The organism is Methylobacterium mesophilicum SR1.6/6 (genome assembly GCF_000364445.2).
Classification (GTDB): domain Bacteria; phylum Pseudomonadota; class Alphaproteobacteria; order Rhizobiales; family Beijerinckiaceae; genus Methylobacterium; species Methylobacterium mesophilicum_A.
On the sequence record NZ_CP043538.1, the window covers coordinates 4903427 to 4921867 of the forward strand.

Here is an 18441-nt window from a genome sequence, read left to right on the forward strand (position 1 = left end):
CGTCATCGCGAGCGCAGCGAAGCGAGCCAGGGCAGCGCGACATCGGTCGGCGTGGCGCCCCTGGATTGCTTCGCTCCGCTCGCAAGGATTGCGGGGGTCAGAACCGCCGATCCAACCTCAGCAGGTCGCAGCACCCCGCGTGTTCACGTACAGCGAATAGACCGAGTGTGAGGCCGTCATCAGCAGCAGGTTGCGGTTGAGTCCGCCAAAGCACAGGTTGGCGCAGCGCTCCGGCAGGCGGATCCGGCCGATCAGCTTGGCCTGCGGCGAGAGCACGATGACCCCGTCCTCGGCCTCGCTCATCCCCCAGCCGCACCAGAGGTTGCCGTCGACATCGACCCGGAACCCGTCCGGCGTGCCGGTGCCGGCATCGTAGAAGACGCGGCCGTTGGCGGTCTTCGTGCCGTTCTCGACCACGTCGTAGACGCGGATCAGGCGGTTCGGCTTCGCCCGCGCCTCGATGACGTACAGCTTCGACTCATCGGGCGAGAAGCAGAGCCCGTTCGGCCCCGCCACGCCCTCGACCACCACGCTGGCCTGCCCCGTCCTGGGGTCGATCCGGTAGACGTTGCCGGGAAGCTCCGGCGCGGCCATCGCCTCGTGCGGGTTCGGCCCGAAGGCCGGGTCGGTGAACCAGACCGCGCCGTCGGAATGGCAGACCACGTCGTTGGGCGAATTCAGCGGCTTGCCGTCGAACCGGTCCATCAGCGTGGTGATGCTGCCGTCATGCTCGGTCCGGGTGACGCTGCGGGTCCTGTGCTGGCAGGTGACCAGCCGGCCCTGCCGGTCGCGGGTGTTGCCGTTGGCGTAGTTCGACGGCTTGCGGAACACCGAGAGCGCGCCGGACGCCTCCTCCCACTTCATGATCCGGTCGTTGACGACGTCGCTGAACAGCAGCGCCCCCATGTCGCCGAACCAGACCGGCCCCTCGGCCCAGCGGAAGCCCGTGGCGACCCGCTCCACCGTCGCGGAGGCGAGGCGGTACTTGGCGAAGGCCGGGTCGAGGATCTCGACGGCCGGGTCCGGCACCCGCTGCGACGGCTCCCAGCCGGCCCCGGCCGCCCGCGCGGCGCCGAGCACGGCCGCGCCGGCGAGCAGGCCTCTGCGCGCGATCATCGTCATGGTACCTCCCTGTGGTGAGGGGTCGCCGCTCTCCGGCGGCTCACCCGATCAGTGGATCTCGGGTTCCGGGATGCCGCCCGCGCCTTCGAGGAAATCGAAGTCGCAGCCCTCATGGGCCTGCCGCACGTGCTGGGCGAACAGCCGGTTGTAGCCTCGCGGATAGGCCCGGTCCGGCGGCCGGAACGCCGCCACGCGCGCCGCGATCTCGGCGTCGTCCACGTGCAGGTGGATGCGCCGGCCGGGCACGTCCACCGTGATGAGGTCGCCGTTGCGGACCGCCCCGAGCGGCCCCCGGCCGCCGATTCCGGCGCGACGTGCAGGATGCAGGCGCCGTAGCTCGTGCCGCTCATCCGCGCGTCCGAGATGCGGACCATGTCGCGCACGCCCTGCCGCAGCAGGACCTTGGGGATCGGCAGCATGCCCCATTCCGGCATGCCGGGTCCGCCGATCGGGCCGGCATTGCGCAGGATCATCACGTGGTCGGGGGTGACGTCGAGGTCGAGGTCGTTCACCGCCGCGCTCATGGCGTCATAATCGTCGAAGACCAGCGCCGGGCCGGTATGCTGCAGGAAGCGCGGATCGGCCGCCGGCGGCTTGATCACGCAGCCGTCGGGGGCGAGGTTGCCGTACAGGATCGCGGTCCCGCCGGTCGACACGATCGGCTGGTCCAGCGGGCGGATCACGTCGTCGTTGTAGACGCGGCTTCCGGCGAGCCCGTCGCCGACCGTGCCGCCGGTGACCGAGCGGGCGTCCAGGTGGAGGAGGGGGGCAAGACGCGCCATCAGGGCGCGGATGCCGCCCGCGATGTGGAAATCCTCCATCAGCCACGCACCTGAAGGCCGGAGGTTCGCGATCACCGGCACCCGCTGGGCGACCTCGTCGAACTCGGTGAGCTTCACCGGGATGCCGGCCCGGCCCGCCATGGCGACGAGGTGGATCATCGCGTTGGTCGAGCCGGCGAGCGCGTTGTGGACCACCAGGGCGTTGTCGATGGAACGCCGGTCGAGGATGTCGGAGGGCTTCAGGTCCTCCCAGATCATCTCGACGATGCGCCGGCCGCAGGCGCCGGCCATGCGGGGATGGTCGGCATCCGCCGCCGGGATCGAGGCCGCACCCGGCAGGCTGAGCCCCATCGCCTCGGTGATCGCCGTCATGGTCGAGGCCGTGCCCATGGTCATGCAGGTGCCGGCCGAGCGGGCGATGCCCGCCTCCATGTCGTTCCACTCCTGCGTGGTGATGGTGCCGGCCTCCTTCTCGGCCCAGTACTTCCACACGTCCGAGCCCGAGCCGAGGATGGTCCCGCCGAAATGGCCGCGCATCATCGGGCCCGCCGGCAGGAAGATCATCGGCAGGTTCATGGAGATGCCGCCCATCACGGTGCCGGGCGTGGTCTTGTCGCAGCCGCCCATCAGCACCGCGCCGTCGACCGGATGCTGGCGCAGCAGCTCCTCCACCTCCATGGCGAGGAGGTTGCGGTAGAGCATCGTGGTCGGCTTCACGAAGTTTTCCGACAGCGACAGCGCCGGCAATTCGATCGGGAAGCCCCCCGCCTGCCAGACCCCGCGCTTCACGTGTTCGACGCGGGCCTTGAAGTGCTGGTGGCAGGGGTTGATGTCGCTCCAGGTGTTGATGATGCCAACCACCGGCTTGTCGGTGAAGTCGGCGCGCTCGTAGCCCATCTGGAGCATCCGCGAGCGGTGGCCGAAGCTGCGCAGATCGGTGGCGCCGAACCAGCGCTGGCTGCGCAGCGCGCCCAGCGTCTTCTTGCGCGCGGTCATCGCGATCTCTCCGGTCTCACGCGTTCCGGCGGCCAGGACGGACCGCAGCGGGTTCCGATCGTTTCGGGGAATCGTCCCGCACTCAGCGGCCGGTCCGCTTCCGCCACGCGGCGAAGTCGGCCAGGCTCTGGTCATCGGTGGCCGGGTAGAGGCCGAGGATCGAGCGGCCCTTGCGGACCTCCTCGGTGACGAAATCCTCGTAGGCGGTCATCTTGACGGCCTCATCGGCGACCGCGTCGGCGAGGTGGGCCGGGATCACCGCGACGCCGTCGCCGTCGCCCACGATGACGTCGCCGGGGAAGACCGGGGCGTCGCCGCAGCCGATGGGCACGTTGATGTCGATGGCCTGATGGATGGTGAGGTTCGTCGGCGCCGAGGGCCGCGCGTGGTAGCTCGGCATGTCGAGGGCGGCGATCTCGTCGGCATCGCGGAACCCGCCGTCGGTCACCAGCCCGGCGCAGCCGCGCACCATCAGGCGGGTCGCCAGGATCGAGCCCGCGGAGGCGGCGCGCGCGTCCTTGCGGCTGTCGATCACGAACACGGCGCCCGGCGGGCACTCCTCCACGGCCTTGCGCTGCGGGTGCGCCCGGTCGCGGAACACCGTGATGGGGTTCAAATCCTCCCGGGCCGGCATGTAGCGCAGGGTGAAGGCCTCGCCGACCATGGTGGCGCCACCCTTCCTGAGGGGCAGGACACCCTGGATCATCTGGTTGCGGAAGCCGCGCTTGTAGAGCGCGGTCATCAGCGTCGCCGTGCTGACGGTCTTCAGCTTGGCGTGCGTCTCCGGGGACAGGCCGGGCATCCGCATCTCCTCCCGAACGTCGCGCCGATCGTCTCGCCGCCGCGGACCGGACCGTCGAGGGTCCGGGCCGGCAAGTCCGGCCCGGCAGGGCCCCGACTGCGCGCCGACTGATATCTCAGGGCTTGAATAACCCTCCGATCGGATCCAGTGTCAACTCCAGGACGTATGGCCCACGAAGCAACGGGACGCTCCGAGACCGACGAGGACTGTGTTGGCCGGCCCTAGATCTGTCGCGGCTGACGTGGACATCGGCACCCTGGTGCCGAGCCCGCGGCCGGCGCGCTCCCTGGCGGAGACCGCCTACGACGCCATCGAGCAGATGATCATCAGCAGGCGCCTGAAGCCGGGCGCGATGGTGTCCGAGGGCGAACTCGGCGAGGAACTGGCCCTGGGGCGCACCCCGGTCCGCGAGGCGCTGGCGCGCCTGAAGACGATCGGCTTCGTCGAGGTCCATCCGCGCCGGGGCGTGCTCGTCACGCAGGTCGACATCATCAAGCATCTCGAACTCCTCGAGGTCCGCCGGCCCCTCGACGAGACGGTGGCGCGCTGCGTCATCGCGCGCGGCTCCGCCGACGACATGGCGGCGCTGCAGCGCTGCATCGCCGCCCTGCTGGCCGCCGCTGACGGGCGGGACCGCGAGGCGTATTTCCGGATCAAGCGCGCGCTCCACGAGGCGCTCGTCGGGGCGGCCTACAACCCGACGCTGACCGGCACCATGGCGGCGCTCCACGCTCAATCCCGGCGGTTCTGGTACACCTACGAACCGACCGCGAGCTTCCTGGACTGCGCCCGGATCCACGCGCAGATCGTGGCCGCGATCGCGGCGCGGGATCCGGAACCGGCGCTGGCCGGGATCGGGACGCTGTTCGACTTTCTCGACCAGATGACACGCAAGGCCCTCGACCGGCGGCCCCTCGTCTGACAGGTTGACGGCCGAGGGTGCGCCTCTATCCTCGACTGGGATATCAGGTGTATCCCAGACGCGACCGGACGCGCGGCGCGCCGTCCCGCGATCGCGCCGGGCCGGCAGAGGCCAGGGAGGATCAGCTTGAGCGCATCGCTCCAACGCACCGGCGCACAGGTGCTCGTCGATCAGCTGCGCGCGCAAGGGGTCGCGCGCGTCACCTGCGTTCCCGGCGAGAGCTACCTCGCGGTGCTCGACGCCCTGCGCGACAGCGGCATCGACGTGCTGGTCTGCCGTCAGGAGGGCGGAGCCGCCATCATGGCGGAGGCCGCCGGCAAGCTCACCGGGCGCCCCGGCATCTGCTTCGTCACCCGCGGTCCCGGCGCCACCAACGCTTCGGCCGGAATCCACATCGCCCGCCAGGATTCGACGCCGATGATCCTGTTCGTCGGGCAGATCGCCCGGCGGATGCGCGACCGGGAGGCGTTCCAGGAGGTCGATTACCGGCAGATGTTCGGCGCGATCGCCAAGTGGGCGGTGGAGATCGACGACGCCGCCCGCATCCCCGAGATCCTCGCCCGGGCCTTCCGGGTGGCGATGCAGGGCCGGCCGGGGCCCGTCGTGGTGGCCCTGCCGGAGGACATGCTTGACGACGCCGTCGCGGTCGCGGACGCGCCGCGCGTCGTCCCGGCCGCGCCGGCCCCGTCACCGGGCGACGCGGAGCGCCTGCGGGCGATGCTGGCGGAGGCGCGGCGGCCCGTGGCGCTCCTCGGCGGCTCGCGCTGGACGCCAGAGGCCGTCGCCGCCCTGGCAGCCTGGGCGGAGCGCCACGACGTGCCCGTGGCGGTCTCGTTCCGGCGGGCGCAGCTCTTCCCCGCCGACCACCCGAACTTCGCCGGCGAGCTCGGGATCGGACCCAACCCGGCACTGCTCGCCCGGATCAAGGAGTCCGACCTGCTGCTCATGGTGGGCGGCCGCCTGTCCGAGATGCCGGCGCAATCCTACGGCCTGCTCGGCATCCCCGATCCCGGTCTGCCGCTGGTTCACGTCCATCCCGACGCGGGAGAGCTCGGCCGGGTCTACCAGCCGGCGCTGGCGATCGAGGCCGCGCCCGAGACCTTCTGCGCGGCCGTGCCGGATTTCGAGACCACGGGCCGCGGGCGCGCCGCCGAGGCCCACGCCGCCTATCGCGCGTGGTCGGAGGCTCCGGAGCCGAAGCCGGGGGCGTTCCAGTACGGCGAAGCCATCACGTGGCTGCGCGGGCGCCTGCCGCCCGACGCGGTGATCTGCAACGGCGCCGGCAACTTCGCCACCTGGGTCCACCGCTACTACCGGTTCCGCGCCTTCGGCACACAGCTCGCGCCGACCTCGGGCTCGATGGGCTACGGCCTGCCGGCCGCCGTGATGGCCAAGCGCAGCCATCCCGATCGGATCGTCGTGGCGCTCGCGGGCGACGGCGACGTGATGATGACCGTGCAGGAATTCGCCACCGCGGTGCAGTACGGGATCGCCGTCGTGGTGGTCGTCCTCGACAACGGCATGTACGGCACGATCCGCATGCATCAGGAGCGCGAGTATCCGGGACGCGTCTCGGCGACCGAGCTGCGCAATCCCGACTTCGCCGCGCTCGCCCGGGCCTGCGGCGGCCACGGCGAGCATGTGGAGCGGACCGACGAGTTCGCCCCGGCCTTCGAGCGCAGCCTCGCCTCGGGCCTGCCCGCGATGATCCACTGCCGCGTCGACCCCGAGGCGCTCACACCGACCATGACCCTCGCGGCGATCCGCGAGAAGGCGCTCGCGGCGCAGCGGGGCTGACCGCGCGCCGCGGGACCGCATCACACGAGAAGGAGCAGCCCATGACCCTGCGCGGCGAGAACCTGATCGGCGCCGAGGCGCGGCGCGGCACCGAGGCGGCCTTCCGGGCTGTCGAGGCCGCCACCGGCGAAGCCCTGGAGCCGGATTTCCCCGGCGCGAGCCTCGCCGACCTCGACCGGGCCTGCGCCCTGGCGGAGGCGGCCTTCGACACCTACCGCGAGACCGACCCGGAGACCCGGGCCGGCTTCCTCGAAGCGATCGCGGCGAACATCCTGGAGATCGGCGACGACCTCGTCACCCGCTGCATGGCCGAGACCGGGCTGCCCCGCCCCCGGATCGAGGGGGAGCGCGCCCGGACCGCGGGCCAGCTGCGCCTGTTCGCCGCCGTGGTGCGCGAGGGCAGCTACGTCGAGGCCCGGATCGACCCGGCCCTGCCGGACCGCAAGCCGCTGCCCCGGCCGGACCTCCGCCTGCGGCGCATCGCGGTCGGCCCGGTGGCGGTGTTCGGGGCCTCGAATTTCCCGCTCGCCTTCTCGGTGGCGGGGGGCGACACCGCCTCGGCCCTGGCGGCCGGCTGCCCGGTGGTGGTCAAGGCGCACCCGGCCCATCCCGGAACCTCGGAACTCGTGGGCCGGGCGGTGCAGAAGGCGGTCGCGTCCTGCGGCCTGCCGGAGGGGGTGTTCTCGCTGGTGTTCGATGCGGGCCAGTCCATCGGACAGGCCCTGGTCGCCGATCCCCGGATCGCCGCGGTCGGCTTCACCGGCTCGCGCCGGGGCGGCACCGCGCTGATGGCGATCGCCGCCGGGCGCCCGGCGCCGATCCCGGTCTATGCCGAGATGAGCAGCATCAACCCGGTCCTGCTGTTCCCGGCGGCGCTCGCCGCGCGGGGCGCCGCGATCGGCAAGGCCTTCGCGGCCTCGCTGACGCTGGGCGCCGGCCAGTTCTGCACCAATCCGGGCCTGATCCTGGCGGTGCCGGGACCGGGCCTCGACGCGTTCCTCGACGCGGCCGCGGCGGCCCTGCGGGAGAGCCCGGCCGCCACCATGCTGACGCCCGGCATCCGGGACGCGTACCGCGCGGGCGTCGACCGGGTCGCGGGCCACGCCGCCGTCACCCGGCTGGCCGAGGGGCCGGAGGGCGCGGCGGCGCAGGGCCGGGCCGCCCTGTTCGCCACCGACGCGGACGCGTTCCTGGCCGACCCCGTGCTTCAGGAGGAGATGTTCGGCGCCTCCGCCCTCGTGGTCCGCTGCCGGGACCTCGCCGCGATGCGCGCGGTGCTGGCCCATCTTGAGGGCCAGCTCACGGCCTCGCTGCACCTCGCGCCAGAGGACCATGCGGCCGCGCGGGAACTCCTGCCGCTCCTGGAGCGGCGGGTCGGGCGCATCCTGGTGGACGGGTTCGGCACCGGCGTCGAGGTGGCGCACGCCATGGTGCATGGCGGCCCGTACCCGGCGACCTCGGACGGGCGCACGACCTCGGTGGGCAGCCTCGCGATCGACCGGTTCCTGCGGCCGGTGAGCTATCAGGACGTCCCCGACGCCCTGCTGCCGGCAGCGCTTCAGGCCGCCAATCCGCTCAAGCTCCCGCGCCGGACCGATGGCATCCCCGACCCGCGCTGAGGAGGCGGGAAGCGGCTCCGCTTCCCGCCTCAACGGCTTGCCAGCCGGTCCCCCGGCGTCTAGAGAGCCCCGGCCCATGGTGGGGCGTCGCCAAGTGGTAAGGCAGCGGTTTTTGGTACCGCCATTCCCAGGTTCGAATCCTGGCGCCCCAGCCAAAGGCTCAAGATTCTCAGCCGGCCGTTGATTCTCCGGCTGTTTTCGGACCCGCCCGGGCCGACCGCTCCGTCCAGGTCCACTCGGGAGGTCCACTCGTCTGGACGGCAGGGATTCCTGCCTTGGCCCGTACTCATCTCCGCCGTCGCCGACAAACGGTCTTTTTTCGCCGTATCATCCCCCACGACCTGCGCCAGCGGTTCGGCCAGCGTGAGATCCTGCGCTCGCTTGGGCACGCCACGCCGGGCGAGGCCCGACGGATGGCGCAACGCCTGTGGGATGGGACAGAGACCTTGTTTAACCTCGTCCGTTTCAATCGGTCGCTCACGCGAGCCGATATCGCCCGGCTCGCGGAGCAGTACCTCGAATCCGAGTCTCTAAAGCACGATGGCTTGCTCGCCACCATCGGGCACTATCCGGAACTCGAGGATCTCCCTCCGTCCGACAGCCCGGCCTCTGAAGACGAGATAGACGACAGCAGCGATCCCGCACCGGACGGTCCCAAGGGGACGCTCAACGACCCGGCCGAATGGAAATTTCTTTATGAGGTTCGGCTAGATGGCCTGCTGCGCGATCGGTCCCTCAACAATTTCGTCTCTGTTCGCGATACCGCGAAGGATCTCGCTGCGCAAAACGGGATCGACCTCGACTCATACCCTCATTCAAACGCGCTGTGCCGCGCACTGCTCGACGCCGATATCACGATCACCGAGGAGAAACTAACCTATCTCCGCGACCGCGTCCTGCCTCATCATCCCCTGCACGCGGCCACGCATCGTGAGGCTGCTCCAGCTCCGCGATCGAGGTCTGACGCGCCTGCTGATCCTTTGCTACGTCACTCTCGCAAATTGTTCAGCGAATGCTGGACGACCTACGGTAGAGATCGGGTGGAAAGCGGTGCTTGGAAGCCATCGATCGAGCTCCAAGCTCAGTCCACCGCACGTTTATTTATTGAAATTTGCGGAGACAAACCGCTCAGTGCCTACGGGCCAGCTGATGCCACGGAATTCAAGCGTTCTTTGCTCGCGCTACCAGCCAACTATGATAAGAACAGAGAATGGCGTGAAATCCGACGCCAACACGGCATTCGCGGCTTGATTGAATACTCCAGGAACAGGTCCGACGTCAGCCGAATAAAACCTCAGACCTTTAACCGGCACCTTGCGGCGTTGTCAGGTATCTGGCGGTGGGCCCAGTCCAACGAAGTGGTCGCCAAGGGTGTGCCGTCAATCTTCGATGACTTGCACATTAACCTGAAGCGCGTGCGAGGACGGCATCACAAGGCCCGGGACGAGCGTCCGGCCTGGAATCATGAAGAACTCGCGGCCGTGCTAAATGCAGATTTATTCTTTGGAATTCGCAGTCGGCGCAGCTGGAAGAAACCAGGTCCCTATCTCCTGCGCGACGAGCGATACTGGGGGATCCTTATTGGGTCTCACAGTGGCATGCGTCGCGGCGAGATATTCCAACTCCGGGTACGACACGTCGTGCGGGATGAAGAGACTGGGATTTGGTACTTCAACCTGATGGAGCGGACCCTCGAACTGAAGGCGGAGGGCAGCGCTCGATGGGTCCCTCTCCATCAAAATCTCCTCAAGCTCGGTTTGATCGAAGCCCTGGTGGACGGACGAGGGGAGGACGAACTGCTCTTGTCGGAAGGCAGAGCGGGCGCCGAGCAGAACGACGTTCTCAATGATGGCGACGAAGCATCTTACGGTAGCGCTTTCGGAAAATGGTTCCAGCGCTTCAAATCACACCACGACGTGCGGAAGGACGTCGTATTTCACTCGTTCCGCCACTCGGCGACCACGCTCATTCTGAATGCTGGAGCTCAGCGAGAATTTGTGGAGGAAGTGATCGGCCACGAGAGCAAAGCCAGACGGTCAGAGATGGAGCGCTATTTCAAAGGCCAGACTCTCATTAAACTTAAAGATGTGATCGATCATCTAGTTTTGCCGATTGACATTGAGAGAATGATTGAGGCGGCACGCACCGTAAAATCGTTCCAGGCGGTACATTCAGGGCGGTAGTGAGCATATCTTGCTTGGAGCAGCCATTCTGATTTCGGCCTCGTCGGGCGCCGCCATTGGTCCTTTTGGCGCCCGACCCGGGTGGCTTTCAGCCTGTCGGCTTTGAAGCACCGAGCTCAAAACGCGGACGTTCGACCCATTGCAGGAACTGGCCAAACGCCGAGAGCGTGTCACGGCATAGCTATTCCGAAGTTCGCGTTGACTCACGAGTTCGTGAGGCTGTAGCTGGGCCATGACGGTTCCCCTCGGGGATCAAAAGGGAACACGGTGAGGGGTCTGCTCCGAAGCCGTGGCTGCCCCCGCAACTGTAAGCGGCGAGTCCTTCACCACCATGTCACTGGGTCACCCCGGGAAGACGGTGCGAGGGCGGCGACCCGCGAGCCAGGAGACCTGCCGTCAGCCGTGGTCACACGCGAAACGCGTCGGGCGGGGTGGTCCTGACGGGTGTCGAGACGGCCGTGCGCCAGCGCGGCTGGCAAGGCCTCGTTCGCGGTGACGTGCCACTGCCGTCCCGAGGTCCTAGGCCCGTGTTTCGTTCAACTTCCCAAAGGCGGCTTTGCGCATGCATCGCGATGCTCGCGCTCGCCCTCCCAGGCGCATCTCCGGCGCTGGCCCAGGGAGACCCGGCCGAGGCAGCAGCGGCCGCTGTAGTTCTTGATCCGCTCTCGGTCGAAGGCAGCTACACCGCCGCGCCGACCTATCAGGTCAGGGATCTCTACAGCGGGACCAAGACCGTGACGCCGCGGCTCTCGCTGCCCCAGCAGGTCGACGTCGTGCCCCAGGAGGTCCTGCGAGACACCGCCGCCACGCGCGTCGAGCGCGCCCTCGACTACGTGCCGGGCGTCAGCAAGCAGAATGACTTCGGAGCCCAGAACCTCGCGCTCTACTCGGTGCGCGGCTTCGCCACCCAGGACATCTTCTTCAACGGCTTCAACATCGCCCGCGGCTACAACGGCGCGCCGGATACCCAGAACGTGCAGTCCATCGAGGTGCTCAAGGGGCCGAGCGGGGCACTCTATGGGCGCAGCGACCCGGGCGGCACCGTCAACATCCTGACCAAGCAGCCCGTGGCCCTGCCCTTCGTCGAGATGGGCACGCTGTTCGGGAGCTTCGGCACGGCGCGCACCACCGTCGACGCCGGCGGACCCCTGAACGAGGAGGGCACCGTCCTCTACCGGTTCAACGGTGCCCTCGCGCGGCAGGATAGCTTCCGCGATTTCGTCGACGGCGACCGCGTCCTGGTCGCGCCCGTGGTGAGTTGGCAGATCAGCCCGGACACCAAGCTCACCGTCGAGGCGCAGTACCTCCGCAACCGCCAGACCTTCGACCGTGGCACCGTCGCGGTGAACAACCGCCTCGGCCTCGTCCCGCGCTCCCGCTTCTTCGGCGAGCCGGGCGACGATTCCGTGTCGGAAGCCAGGATCCTGCAGATCCGGCTCGATCACGCCTTCGACGCCGACTGGCAGCTCAGGGTCGCCGGCCACTTCAACACTGGAAGCCTCACCGGCCTGCAGACAGGTGCGACCGGCCTCCTCGACGACGGACGAACCCTGCTGCGCGAGTTCCGCCGGCACGACTTCACCTGGGGCGTGGCGATCGGGCAGGCCGAGCTCGTCGGGCACTTCGACACCGGGCCGTTCGCCCACACGGTGCTGCTCGGCCTGGAGCACGAGCGCTATAACAGCACCGAGAACCTGCTGCGCTCGACCCCACGGCTCAACCCGTTCGCCATCGACTTGTTCAACCCGGTCTACGGCCAGCCCAAGCCGCCCTTCACCCGGCGCTACAGCGCGAGCGAGAACGTCGGCAACACCGCCGTCTACGTGCAGGACCAGATCGCGCTCAGCCCGGAATGGAAGCTACTCCTCGGCAACCGGACCGACTTCTACAACCAGACCTTCCGCGACAAGGTCGGCAACGAGCGCACGGAGCAGGACCGGACCGGCTTCTCGCCGCGCGCGGGCCTCGTCTACCAGCCGCTGTCCTTCCTCTCGTTCTACGGCAACGTCGCGGCCTCGTTCCGCCCCAACACCGGCTTCGACATCGCGACCCGACCCTTCGCCCCGGAGACCGGCTTCGGCTACGAGGCAGGCGTCAAGCTCGATCTCTTCACCGGCCTGAGCGTGACCGGCGCGGCCTTCCACATCGAAAAGGAGAACGTCCTCACCACCGACCCGCGGGACTTCTTCTTCCAGATCGCCGCCGGGGCCGTGCGCAGCCAGGGCTTCGACCTCAGCTTCGTCGGACAGGTGACCCCCGAGTTCCGGGTGATCGGCGGATACGCCTTCATCGACGCCGCAGTGACCCGCGACGAGGTCCTTCGGGTCGGCTCGCCGCTCCTCAACATCCCGCGCCACTCGGGCAGCCTGCTCGGCGTCTACGAGGTCCAGGCCGGCGACTGGAAGGGCTTCGGCTTCGGCGGCGGCGTCCGGGCCGTCGGCTCGCGTCTCGGGGACAGCGGCAACGAGCGGTTTCGGCTCCCCGGCTACGTACTGACCGATGCCCTGGCCTACTATCGCTACGAGAACCTGCGCTTCGGGCTGAACGTCGATAACATCTTCGACGAGACCTACTACGAGCGCTCCTACAACGCTTTCTGGGTGGGCGTCGGCGAGCCCCGGCGGGTGGCCGTCAGCATGACGGCGCGGTTCTGATGGGCGTGCATCCGGGCACGCTGGAGGCGCCGGCGGAAAAATCGGCCAGGACCGGACGCCTCATCTCCATCGATGCCCTGCGCGGGCTGGTGATGCTGCTGATGCTCGTCGACCACGTGCGGGAGTTCTTCTACCTGCACGCCCAGGTCCGCGATCCCGTGGACCTCGCCGCGACGCCGCCCGACCTGTTCCTAACGCGGGCGGCCTCGCACCTCTGCGCGCCGGTCTTCATCCTGCTCACCGGCCTCTCGGCCCACCTCTATGGGCAGAGGCACGGCAGGCGGGCGACCGCCACCTTCCTGCTCAAGCGCGGTCTGCTCCTGCTCCTGCTGGAGGTGACGCTCGTCAACTTCGCCTGGGCCGGCAGTGTCCGGCCGCCGATCCTGTACCTGCAGGTGATCTGGGTGATCGGCCTGTGCATGGTGGCGCTGGCCGGGTTGCTCTGGCTGCCGCGGGCCGCCCTCGTAGCCGGTGCCCTGGCACTCATGCTCGGCCACAACCTGCTGGACGGTATCGCGATCCGGGCGGACGAACCAGGCTACGTGCTATGGTCGGTCCTGCACCAGCGCGGGATGATCGCGCTGCCCTGGGGCGGGATGGCGCGGACCTCGTACCCGCTCCTGCCCTGGATCGGCGTGATCGCGGCGGGCTACGCCCTCGGGCCGCTCTTCGCCGGCGGGGTCGACGCCGCGCGCCGACGCGCGTGGCTCCTCGGGCTGGGTGCGACCGCCCTGGCCGGCCTCCTAGTCATGCGCGGGCTCAACGGCTACGGCGATCCGACGCCGTGGCAGGCGGGAGCCACGCCGCTCGCCACCGCCCTGTCCTTCGTCAACCTGACCAAGTACCCGCCCTCGGCCGATTTCTTGCTGCTCACGCTCGGGCTCGGCCTCGGCCTGCTGGCGCTGTTCGAGGTTCTAACGCTGCGGCTCCTAGGCGGCCTGCGCGTCTTCGGCGGCGCCCCCCTCTTCTTCTACCTGCTCCACCTCGCGCTGCTCCGCATCCTCTACGATGGCGCGGCGGCGCTCGGCCTCGCCGGAGCGTCGGGACGGGTTGAGGCCGGCTCACCCCTCGCGCTCTGGTTCATCGCAGCCGGCGTCAGCGTTCCTCTCTGGCTCGCGTGCCGCGCCATGGTGCGCCTGAAGCGGGCCTCGACATCGCCGGTCCTGAGCTACCTGTAGCGCGTGGGGACGTCAGCCGCGGCCTTAGACACTGCGAGCGTTCAGACTCCTGATTGGAGGTAGCCACACGTCGCCGTTCGGACACACCCATGGGATGAAGGAAGTCGTTCAAACGTAAAACGAGAGTCGAGCCTTGACGGTCAACTGAGCCCGAATGCTAAGCCTTGCTCGACGGTTCCCCTTGGGGATCAAAAGGGAACGTGGTGAGGGGCCAACCCCGAAGCCACGGCTGCCCCCGCAACTGTAAGCGGCGAGCCCAGCACCACCGCGTCACTGGATGCGTGTCATCCGGGAAGACGGTGCAAGGGCGATGACCCGTGAGCCAGGAGACCTGCCGTCAGTCGTGGTCACACGCGAAACGCGTCGGGCGGGGTGTCCTGACGGGTGTCGAAGCGCTGGGCTCGGGCCAGGCGCGGCGACGTCATTCGCGGTGACGTGCCACTGCCGCCGTCGAGGCTTCTGTGTCCCGTCGTTCTCTTCGCGCCATGCTCGCGATTTCCGGTTGCAGCCTTGCGCTGTCGACCACTTCCTTTGCCCAGGACCGTTTTACCCAGGCCGCTTCCACCTCCGAGACGACGTTGGAGGAAATTTCGGTCACCTCGGAAACGGGAGCCGCGAAGCCGCAAACCGCACCTGCCGCCAGCGCCGGATATGTCGGCGGTGTCACGGGGATCGGTGGCTCGTTGCTCAGCGTAGACTCGGCCAGCGCCGGGATCCTGACCGGGGCGCAGGTCAACAACCGACCCGTCACACGCCCCGGCGAGGTGCTAGAGGCCGTCCCGGGGCTCATCGTCACGCAGCACTCGGGCGAGGGCAAAGCCAATCAGTTCTTCCTGCGCGGCTTCAACCTCGACCACGGCACCGACATCGCCCTGTTCCTCGACGGCATGCCGCTCAACATGCGCACCCACGCCCACGGCCAGGGCTACGCCGACATCAACTTCCTCATCCCCGAGCTTGTCGGTGCCGTGGAGTTCCACAAGGGGCCGTATTTCGTCCGCGACGGCGACTTCGCCTCCGCAGGTTCGGTGCGCATCGATTACCTCGACAGCATGCCGAAGAACCTCGCGCTCACCTCCATCGGCTCATTCGGCTACAAGCGCGCCCTGTCCATCGCCTCGGTGCCGCTCGCAGAGGGCAATCTCTTGGTCGCCGCCGACGCGCAGGTCTACGACGGGCCGTGGGTCGTGCCGGATGCCCTGCGCAAGATCAGCACGGTGGCCCGCTACAGCCAGGGTACCGCGCTCAACGGCTTCTCCGTCACCGGCATGGCCTACGCGTCCCGCTGGACGGCCACCAACCAGATCCCGGAGCGGGCGGTGGCCGAGGGGCTGATCAGCCGCTACGGCACGATCAACCCGACCGACGGTGGTGACACCTCTCGGTTCTCCCTGTCGGGACGGTTCAGCGCCACGGACGACACCGGCGTGACGCGGGCCTCCGCCTACGTGATCCGCTCCCAGCTCAACCTGTTCAACGACTTTACCTACTTCCTGAACGACCCGGTCAACGGCGACCAGTTCCACCAGCTCGACCAACGGATCATCGGCGGCGGCGAGGCCCTGCACATCTTCCAGGGCGACCTCTTCGGCCTGCCCATGGAGAACGAGATCGGCGTCCAGACCCGCACGGACTCGATCCGGGTCGGCCTGTTCAACACGACGAACCGGCAGTTCCGCTCGGGCGTGCTCGACGATCGGGTGCTGGAGACGAGCGGGGCGTTCTACTTCGACAACCGGGTGCGATGGACCGACTGGCTGCGCACCAGCGTCGGCTTCCGAGCCGATGGCTACTACGCGAGCGTCGTCTCCGACACGCCCGCCAATTCTGGGAAGGCGCGGGACGCCATCGTGAACCCGAAGCTCGGCCTCGTCCTGGGCCCGTGGTTCGACACCGAACTCTACGTGAACTACGGCGGCGGCTTCCACTCGAACGACGTGCGCGGCGTGACCGCCACCGTCGATCCGACGTCGTCGCTGTTCAACACCACACGCTCGCCATTCCTCGTGCCCTCCACGGGCTACGAGATCGGCCTGCGCAACCGCTCCATCGCCGGGCTGGAGACGAGCCTCGCCCTGTTCCGGCTCGACTTCGCATCGGAGAACCTGTTCCAGGGCGACACCGGCACGACCGAACCGAGCCGCCCGACCCGCCGCTTCGGCGTGGAATGGACCAACCGCTACGCGGTGACGTCATGGCTCTCGCTGGAGGGCGACCTGACCATCACCAATGCCCGCTTCTCTGACTACGACCCGGTGGGCAACCGGGTCCCGGAAGCTCCCACCACCATCGCCTCGGCGGGCATCACATTCGGCGAGCCGCTCGGCTGGTTCGGCTCCCTGCGCTTCCGTTACTTCGGGCCACGGCCGCTGATCGAGGACAACTCCATCCGCTCGCGCCCGACCGCGCTCTTCAACGGCCGGGTTGGCTACGCCTTCGAGAACGGCGTCAGCGTCTCCCTGGACGTATTGAATCTGACGAACAGCAAATCCGACCAGATCACCTACGCCTACGTCTCGCGCTTGCCTGGCGAGCCCGCCGAGGGGCTGATCGACCGAGTGTTCCACCCGGTCGAGCCCACCGCCGTGCGCCTCACCATCGCCGGACGGTTCTGATGCCTCGTCATCGATCCGGCGTCATCGCGAACGCCTCCGCGAAGCGCGCGATACCGGCTCTGGTCGGTGATGGCGCCCGACCCAAACGATGCGGCGATGCCGGACGGAGTGCTTCGATGGCTCGGGCGCATCGCTACGTCGTCGGCATGATGCCCCTGCTGGAAGCCATCATGCGAGACCAGGGGCGCTCCGCCCAGGCCGTCGCGACTGAACTGACGCGCCGTGCCGTGCAAAAGCCGCGCGGCGGGGTGATCTGGACATCGGCAGACGCGCAAAGGCTCCTGCGCCGCTCAAGCATTGGCCGGGAGGTGCATCGACCCGGTGGGCAGGCGGGAGACGGGGCCCCGGCAAGCCGCCGTGGCGTGGCCGTGGCAAGGTCGGACGGATAGGGGATGATAAAAGGGATGGTCCTATCCAAAGACGCAGCACCCGGCGTCGTCCGGCGCCGTATCGGTCTGCTCTACCTCGTCCTGATTGCGGCCAACATCGCGGCTTGGTCCTGGGCCTATAGCCTGTTCGCGGGGCAGCCGGCCCTGCTCTCGACCGCGCTGCTGGCCTACGTCTTCGGGCTACGGCACGCGGTCGATCCCGACCACATCGCCGCCATCGACAACGTCACCCGCAAGCTGATGCAGGCGGGCCAGCGGCCGGTCTCGGTCGGCTTCTGGTTCGCGCTCGGCCATTCCACCGTCGTGGTGGTGGCCGCGGCCGCGGTGGCGCTGGCCGCGACCAGCCTGATCACGGCCTCGGAAGGCTACCGGGAACTCGGCGGCCTGATCGGCACCGGCGTCTCGGCCGCCTTCCTCATCCTTATCGGCTTGGTCAATCTCGTCGTCCTCGTGGGCGTCTGGCGCGCGTTCCGACAGGTGCGGCGCACCGGCCGCTACGTCGAGGCCGACCTCGACATGCTGCTCGCCAACCAGGGCGTGCTCGCCCGGATCCTGCGGCCGCTATTCCGCCTCGTGACGCGCTCCTGGCACATGTACCCGCTGGGCCTGCTCTTCGCGCTCGGCTTCGACACCGCCACGGAGGTGAGCCTCTTCGGGCTCTCGGCCGCTCAGGCGAGCCAGGGCACAGACCTCTGGACGATCCTTGTCTTCCCGGCCCTGTTCACCGCTGGGATGACCCTGATCGACGCGACCGATGGCGTGCTGATGCTCGGCGCCTACAGCTGGGCCTATGTCCAGCCCATGCGGAAGCTGTTCTATAACCTCACCATCACTCTGGTCTCGGTGGCTGTCGCGCTGGTGGTCGGCACGCTGGAGGCGCTAAACCTCCTGGCGGACAAGCTCAACCTCCAGGGCTGGTTCTGGCAACGGGTGGCCGCGATCAACGACCATTTCGGCGTGCTGGGTTTCGGCATCGTCGGCCTCTTCGCGGCGGCGTGGCTCCTGTCGTTCCTGATCTACCGCCTCGGCCGGTTCGACCGTATCGACGTAAGACCTGCAGATGCTCCCTGACCACTCACGGGCACCTCTTAGGACAACGACCGATCCGTCCCGGAAGACACACGACTCAACAACCTGTTTTCATGCGTTGACGGATAGAGACACCGCAGCCTAGCTTGAACGGGACGGTTCCCCTCGGGGATCAAAAGGGAACGTGGTGAGGTCACGCCCGTGAGGGCTCGGCCGATGCCGCGGCTGCCCCCGCAACTGTAAGCGGCGAGTCCTTCATCACGACGTCACTGGGCGGCCTCGCCCGGGAAGACGATGAGAGGGCGACGACCCGCGAGCCAGGAGACCTGCCGTCAGCCGTGGTCACACGCGGA

11 protein-coding genes, 1 tRNA gene, 1 pseudogene and 3 riboswitches are annotated in these 18441 nt (G+C 68.5%); of the genes and pseudogenes, 9 read left to right on the forward strand and 4 right to left on the reverse strand.

The annotated features are described in order from the left end of the window. Window positions 1-117: 117 nt before the first annotated feature. The 3 genes and pseudogenes from MMSR116_RS23275 to MMSR116_RS23285 all read right to left on the reverse strand — a co-directional run bounded on the left by MMSR116_RS23275 (window position 118) and on the right by MMSR116_RS23285 (window position 3702). Entirely contained in the window at window positions 118-1122 is a 1005-nt protein-coding gene (locus tag MMSR116_RS23275; RefSeq protein ID WP_106428308.1) for an SMP-30/gluconolactonase/LRE family protein, read from the reverse strand. Between the two features lie 48 nt (window positions 1123-1170). Next, window positions 1171-2900 (reverse strand): annotated as a pseudogene (gene araD / locus MMSR116_RS23280) (L-arabinonate dehydratase). 82 nt (window positions 2901-2982) lie between these two features. Beyond that, window positions 2983-3702, reverse strand: coding sequence for a ribonuclease activity regulator RraA (locus MMSR116_RS23285; protein WP_010686091.1), 720 nt, complete (start codon window positions 3700-3702; stop codon window positions 2983-2985). A gap of 241 nt (window positions 3703-3943) precedes the next feature. Here MMSR116_RS23285 and MMSR116_RS23290 point away from each other — a divergent pair, with 241 nt between their 5' ends. From MMSR116_RS23290 to MMSR116_RS23320, 7 genes are all read left to right on the forward strand, one after another. After that, entirely contained in the window at window positions 3944-4624 is a 681-nt protein-coding gene (locus tag MMSR116_RS23290; RefSeq protein WP_039894293.1) for a GntR family transcriptional regulator, read from the forward strand. 126 nt (window positions 4625-4750) lie between these two features. Beyond that, window positions 4751-6421: a thiamine pyrophosphate-binding protein gene (locus MMSR116_RS23295; RefSeq protein ID WP_010686089.1), complete on the forward strand. Its 1671-nt coding sequence runs from the start codon at window positions 4751-4753 to the stop codon at window positions 6419-6421. Window positions 6422-6462: 41 nt separating this feature from the next. Continuing rightward, window positions 6463-8040 (forward strand): aldehyde dehydrogenase (NADP(+)), encoded by a 1578-nt coding sequence (locus MMSR116_RS23300; RefSeq protein WP_010686088.1) that lies wholly within the window; start codon window positions 6463-6465, stop codon window positions 8038-8040. Between the two features lie 80 nt (window positions 8041-8120). Beyond that, a tRNA-Gln gene (locus MMSR116_RS23305) sits at window positions 8121-8195 on the forward strand. A gap of 120 nt (window positions 8196-8315) precedes the next feature. After that, window positions 8316-10223, forward strand: coding sequence for a DUF6538 domain-containing protein (locus MMSR116_RS23310; protein WP_083920295.1), 1908 nt, complete (start codon window positions 8316-8318; stop codon window positions 10221-10223). Window positions 10224-10442: 219 nt separating this feature from the next. Then, window positions 10443-10635, forward strand: a riboswitch (cobalamin riboswitch). Window positions 10636-10795: 160 nt separating this feature from the next. Next, window positions 10796-12877, forward strand: coding sequence for a TonB-dependent siderophore receptor (locus MMSR116_RS23315; RefSeq protein WP_010686086.1), 2082 nt, complete (start codon window positions 10796-10798; stop codon window positions 12875-12877). After that, window positions 12877-14055 carry a DUF1624 domain-containing protein gene (locus MMSR116_RS23320; protein ID WP_010686085.1) on the forward strand — a complete coding sequence of 393 codons (1179 nt, stop codon included), beginning with the start codon at window positions 12877-12879 and terminating at the stop codon, window positions 14053-14055. Before MMSR116_RS23315 ends, MMSR116_RS23320 begins: the two co-directional genes overlap by 1 nt. Before the next feature lie 155 nt (window positions 14056-14210). Continuing rightward, window positions 14211-14408, forward strand: a riboswitch (cobalamin riboswitch). Between the two features lie 68 nt (window positions 14409-14476). Here MMSR116_RS23320 and MMSR116_RS31460 read toward each other — a convergent pair. Continuing rightward, the gene (locus MMSR116_RS31460; RefSeq protein WP_191991986.1) at window positions 14477-14722 is read right to left on the reverse strand and encodes a hypothetical protein; all 246 of its coding nucleotides are present in this window, start codon (window positions 14720-14722) and stop codon (window positions 14477-14479) included. A gap of 16 nt (window positions 14723-14738) precedes the next feature. Between MMSR116_RS31460 and MMSR116_RS23325 the strand changes: the two genes are divergently transcribed. Next, entirely contained in the window at window positions 14739-16670 is a 1932-nt protein-coding gene (locus MMSR116_RS23325) for a TonB-dependent receptor (RefSeq protein ID WP_244625518.1), read from the forward strand. A 404-nt stretch (window positions 16671-17074) separates the two neighbouring features. Next, complete coding sequence (locus tag MMSR116_RS23330) at window positions 17075-18130, forward strand: HoxN/HupN/NixA family nickel/cobalt transporter (protein WP_010686083.1); 1056 nt, start codon at window positions 17075-17077, stop codon at window positions 18128-18130. Window positions 18131-18229: 99 nt separating this feature from the next. Then, window positions 18230-18436, forward strand: a riboswitch (cobalamin riboswitch). Window positions 18437-18441 lie beyond the last annotated feature (5 nt).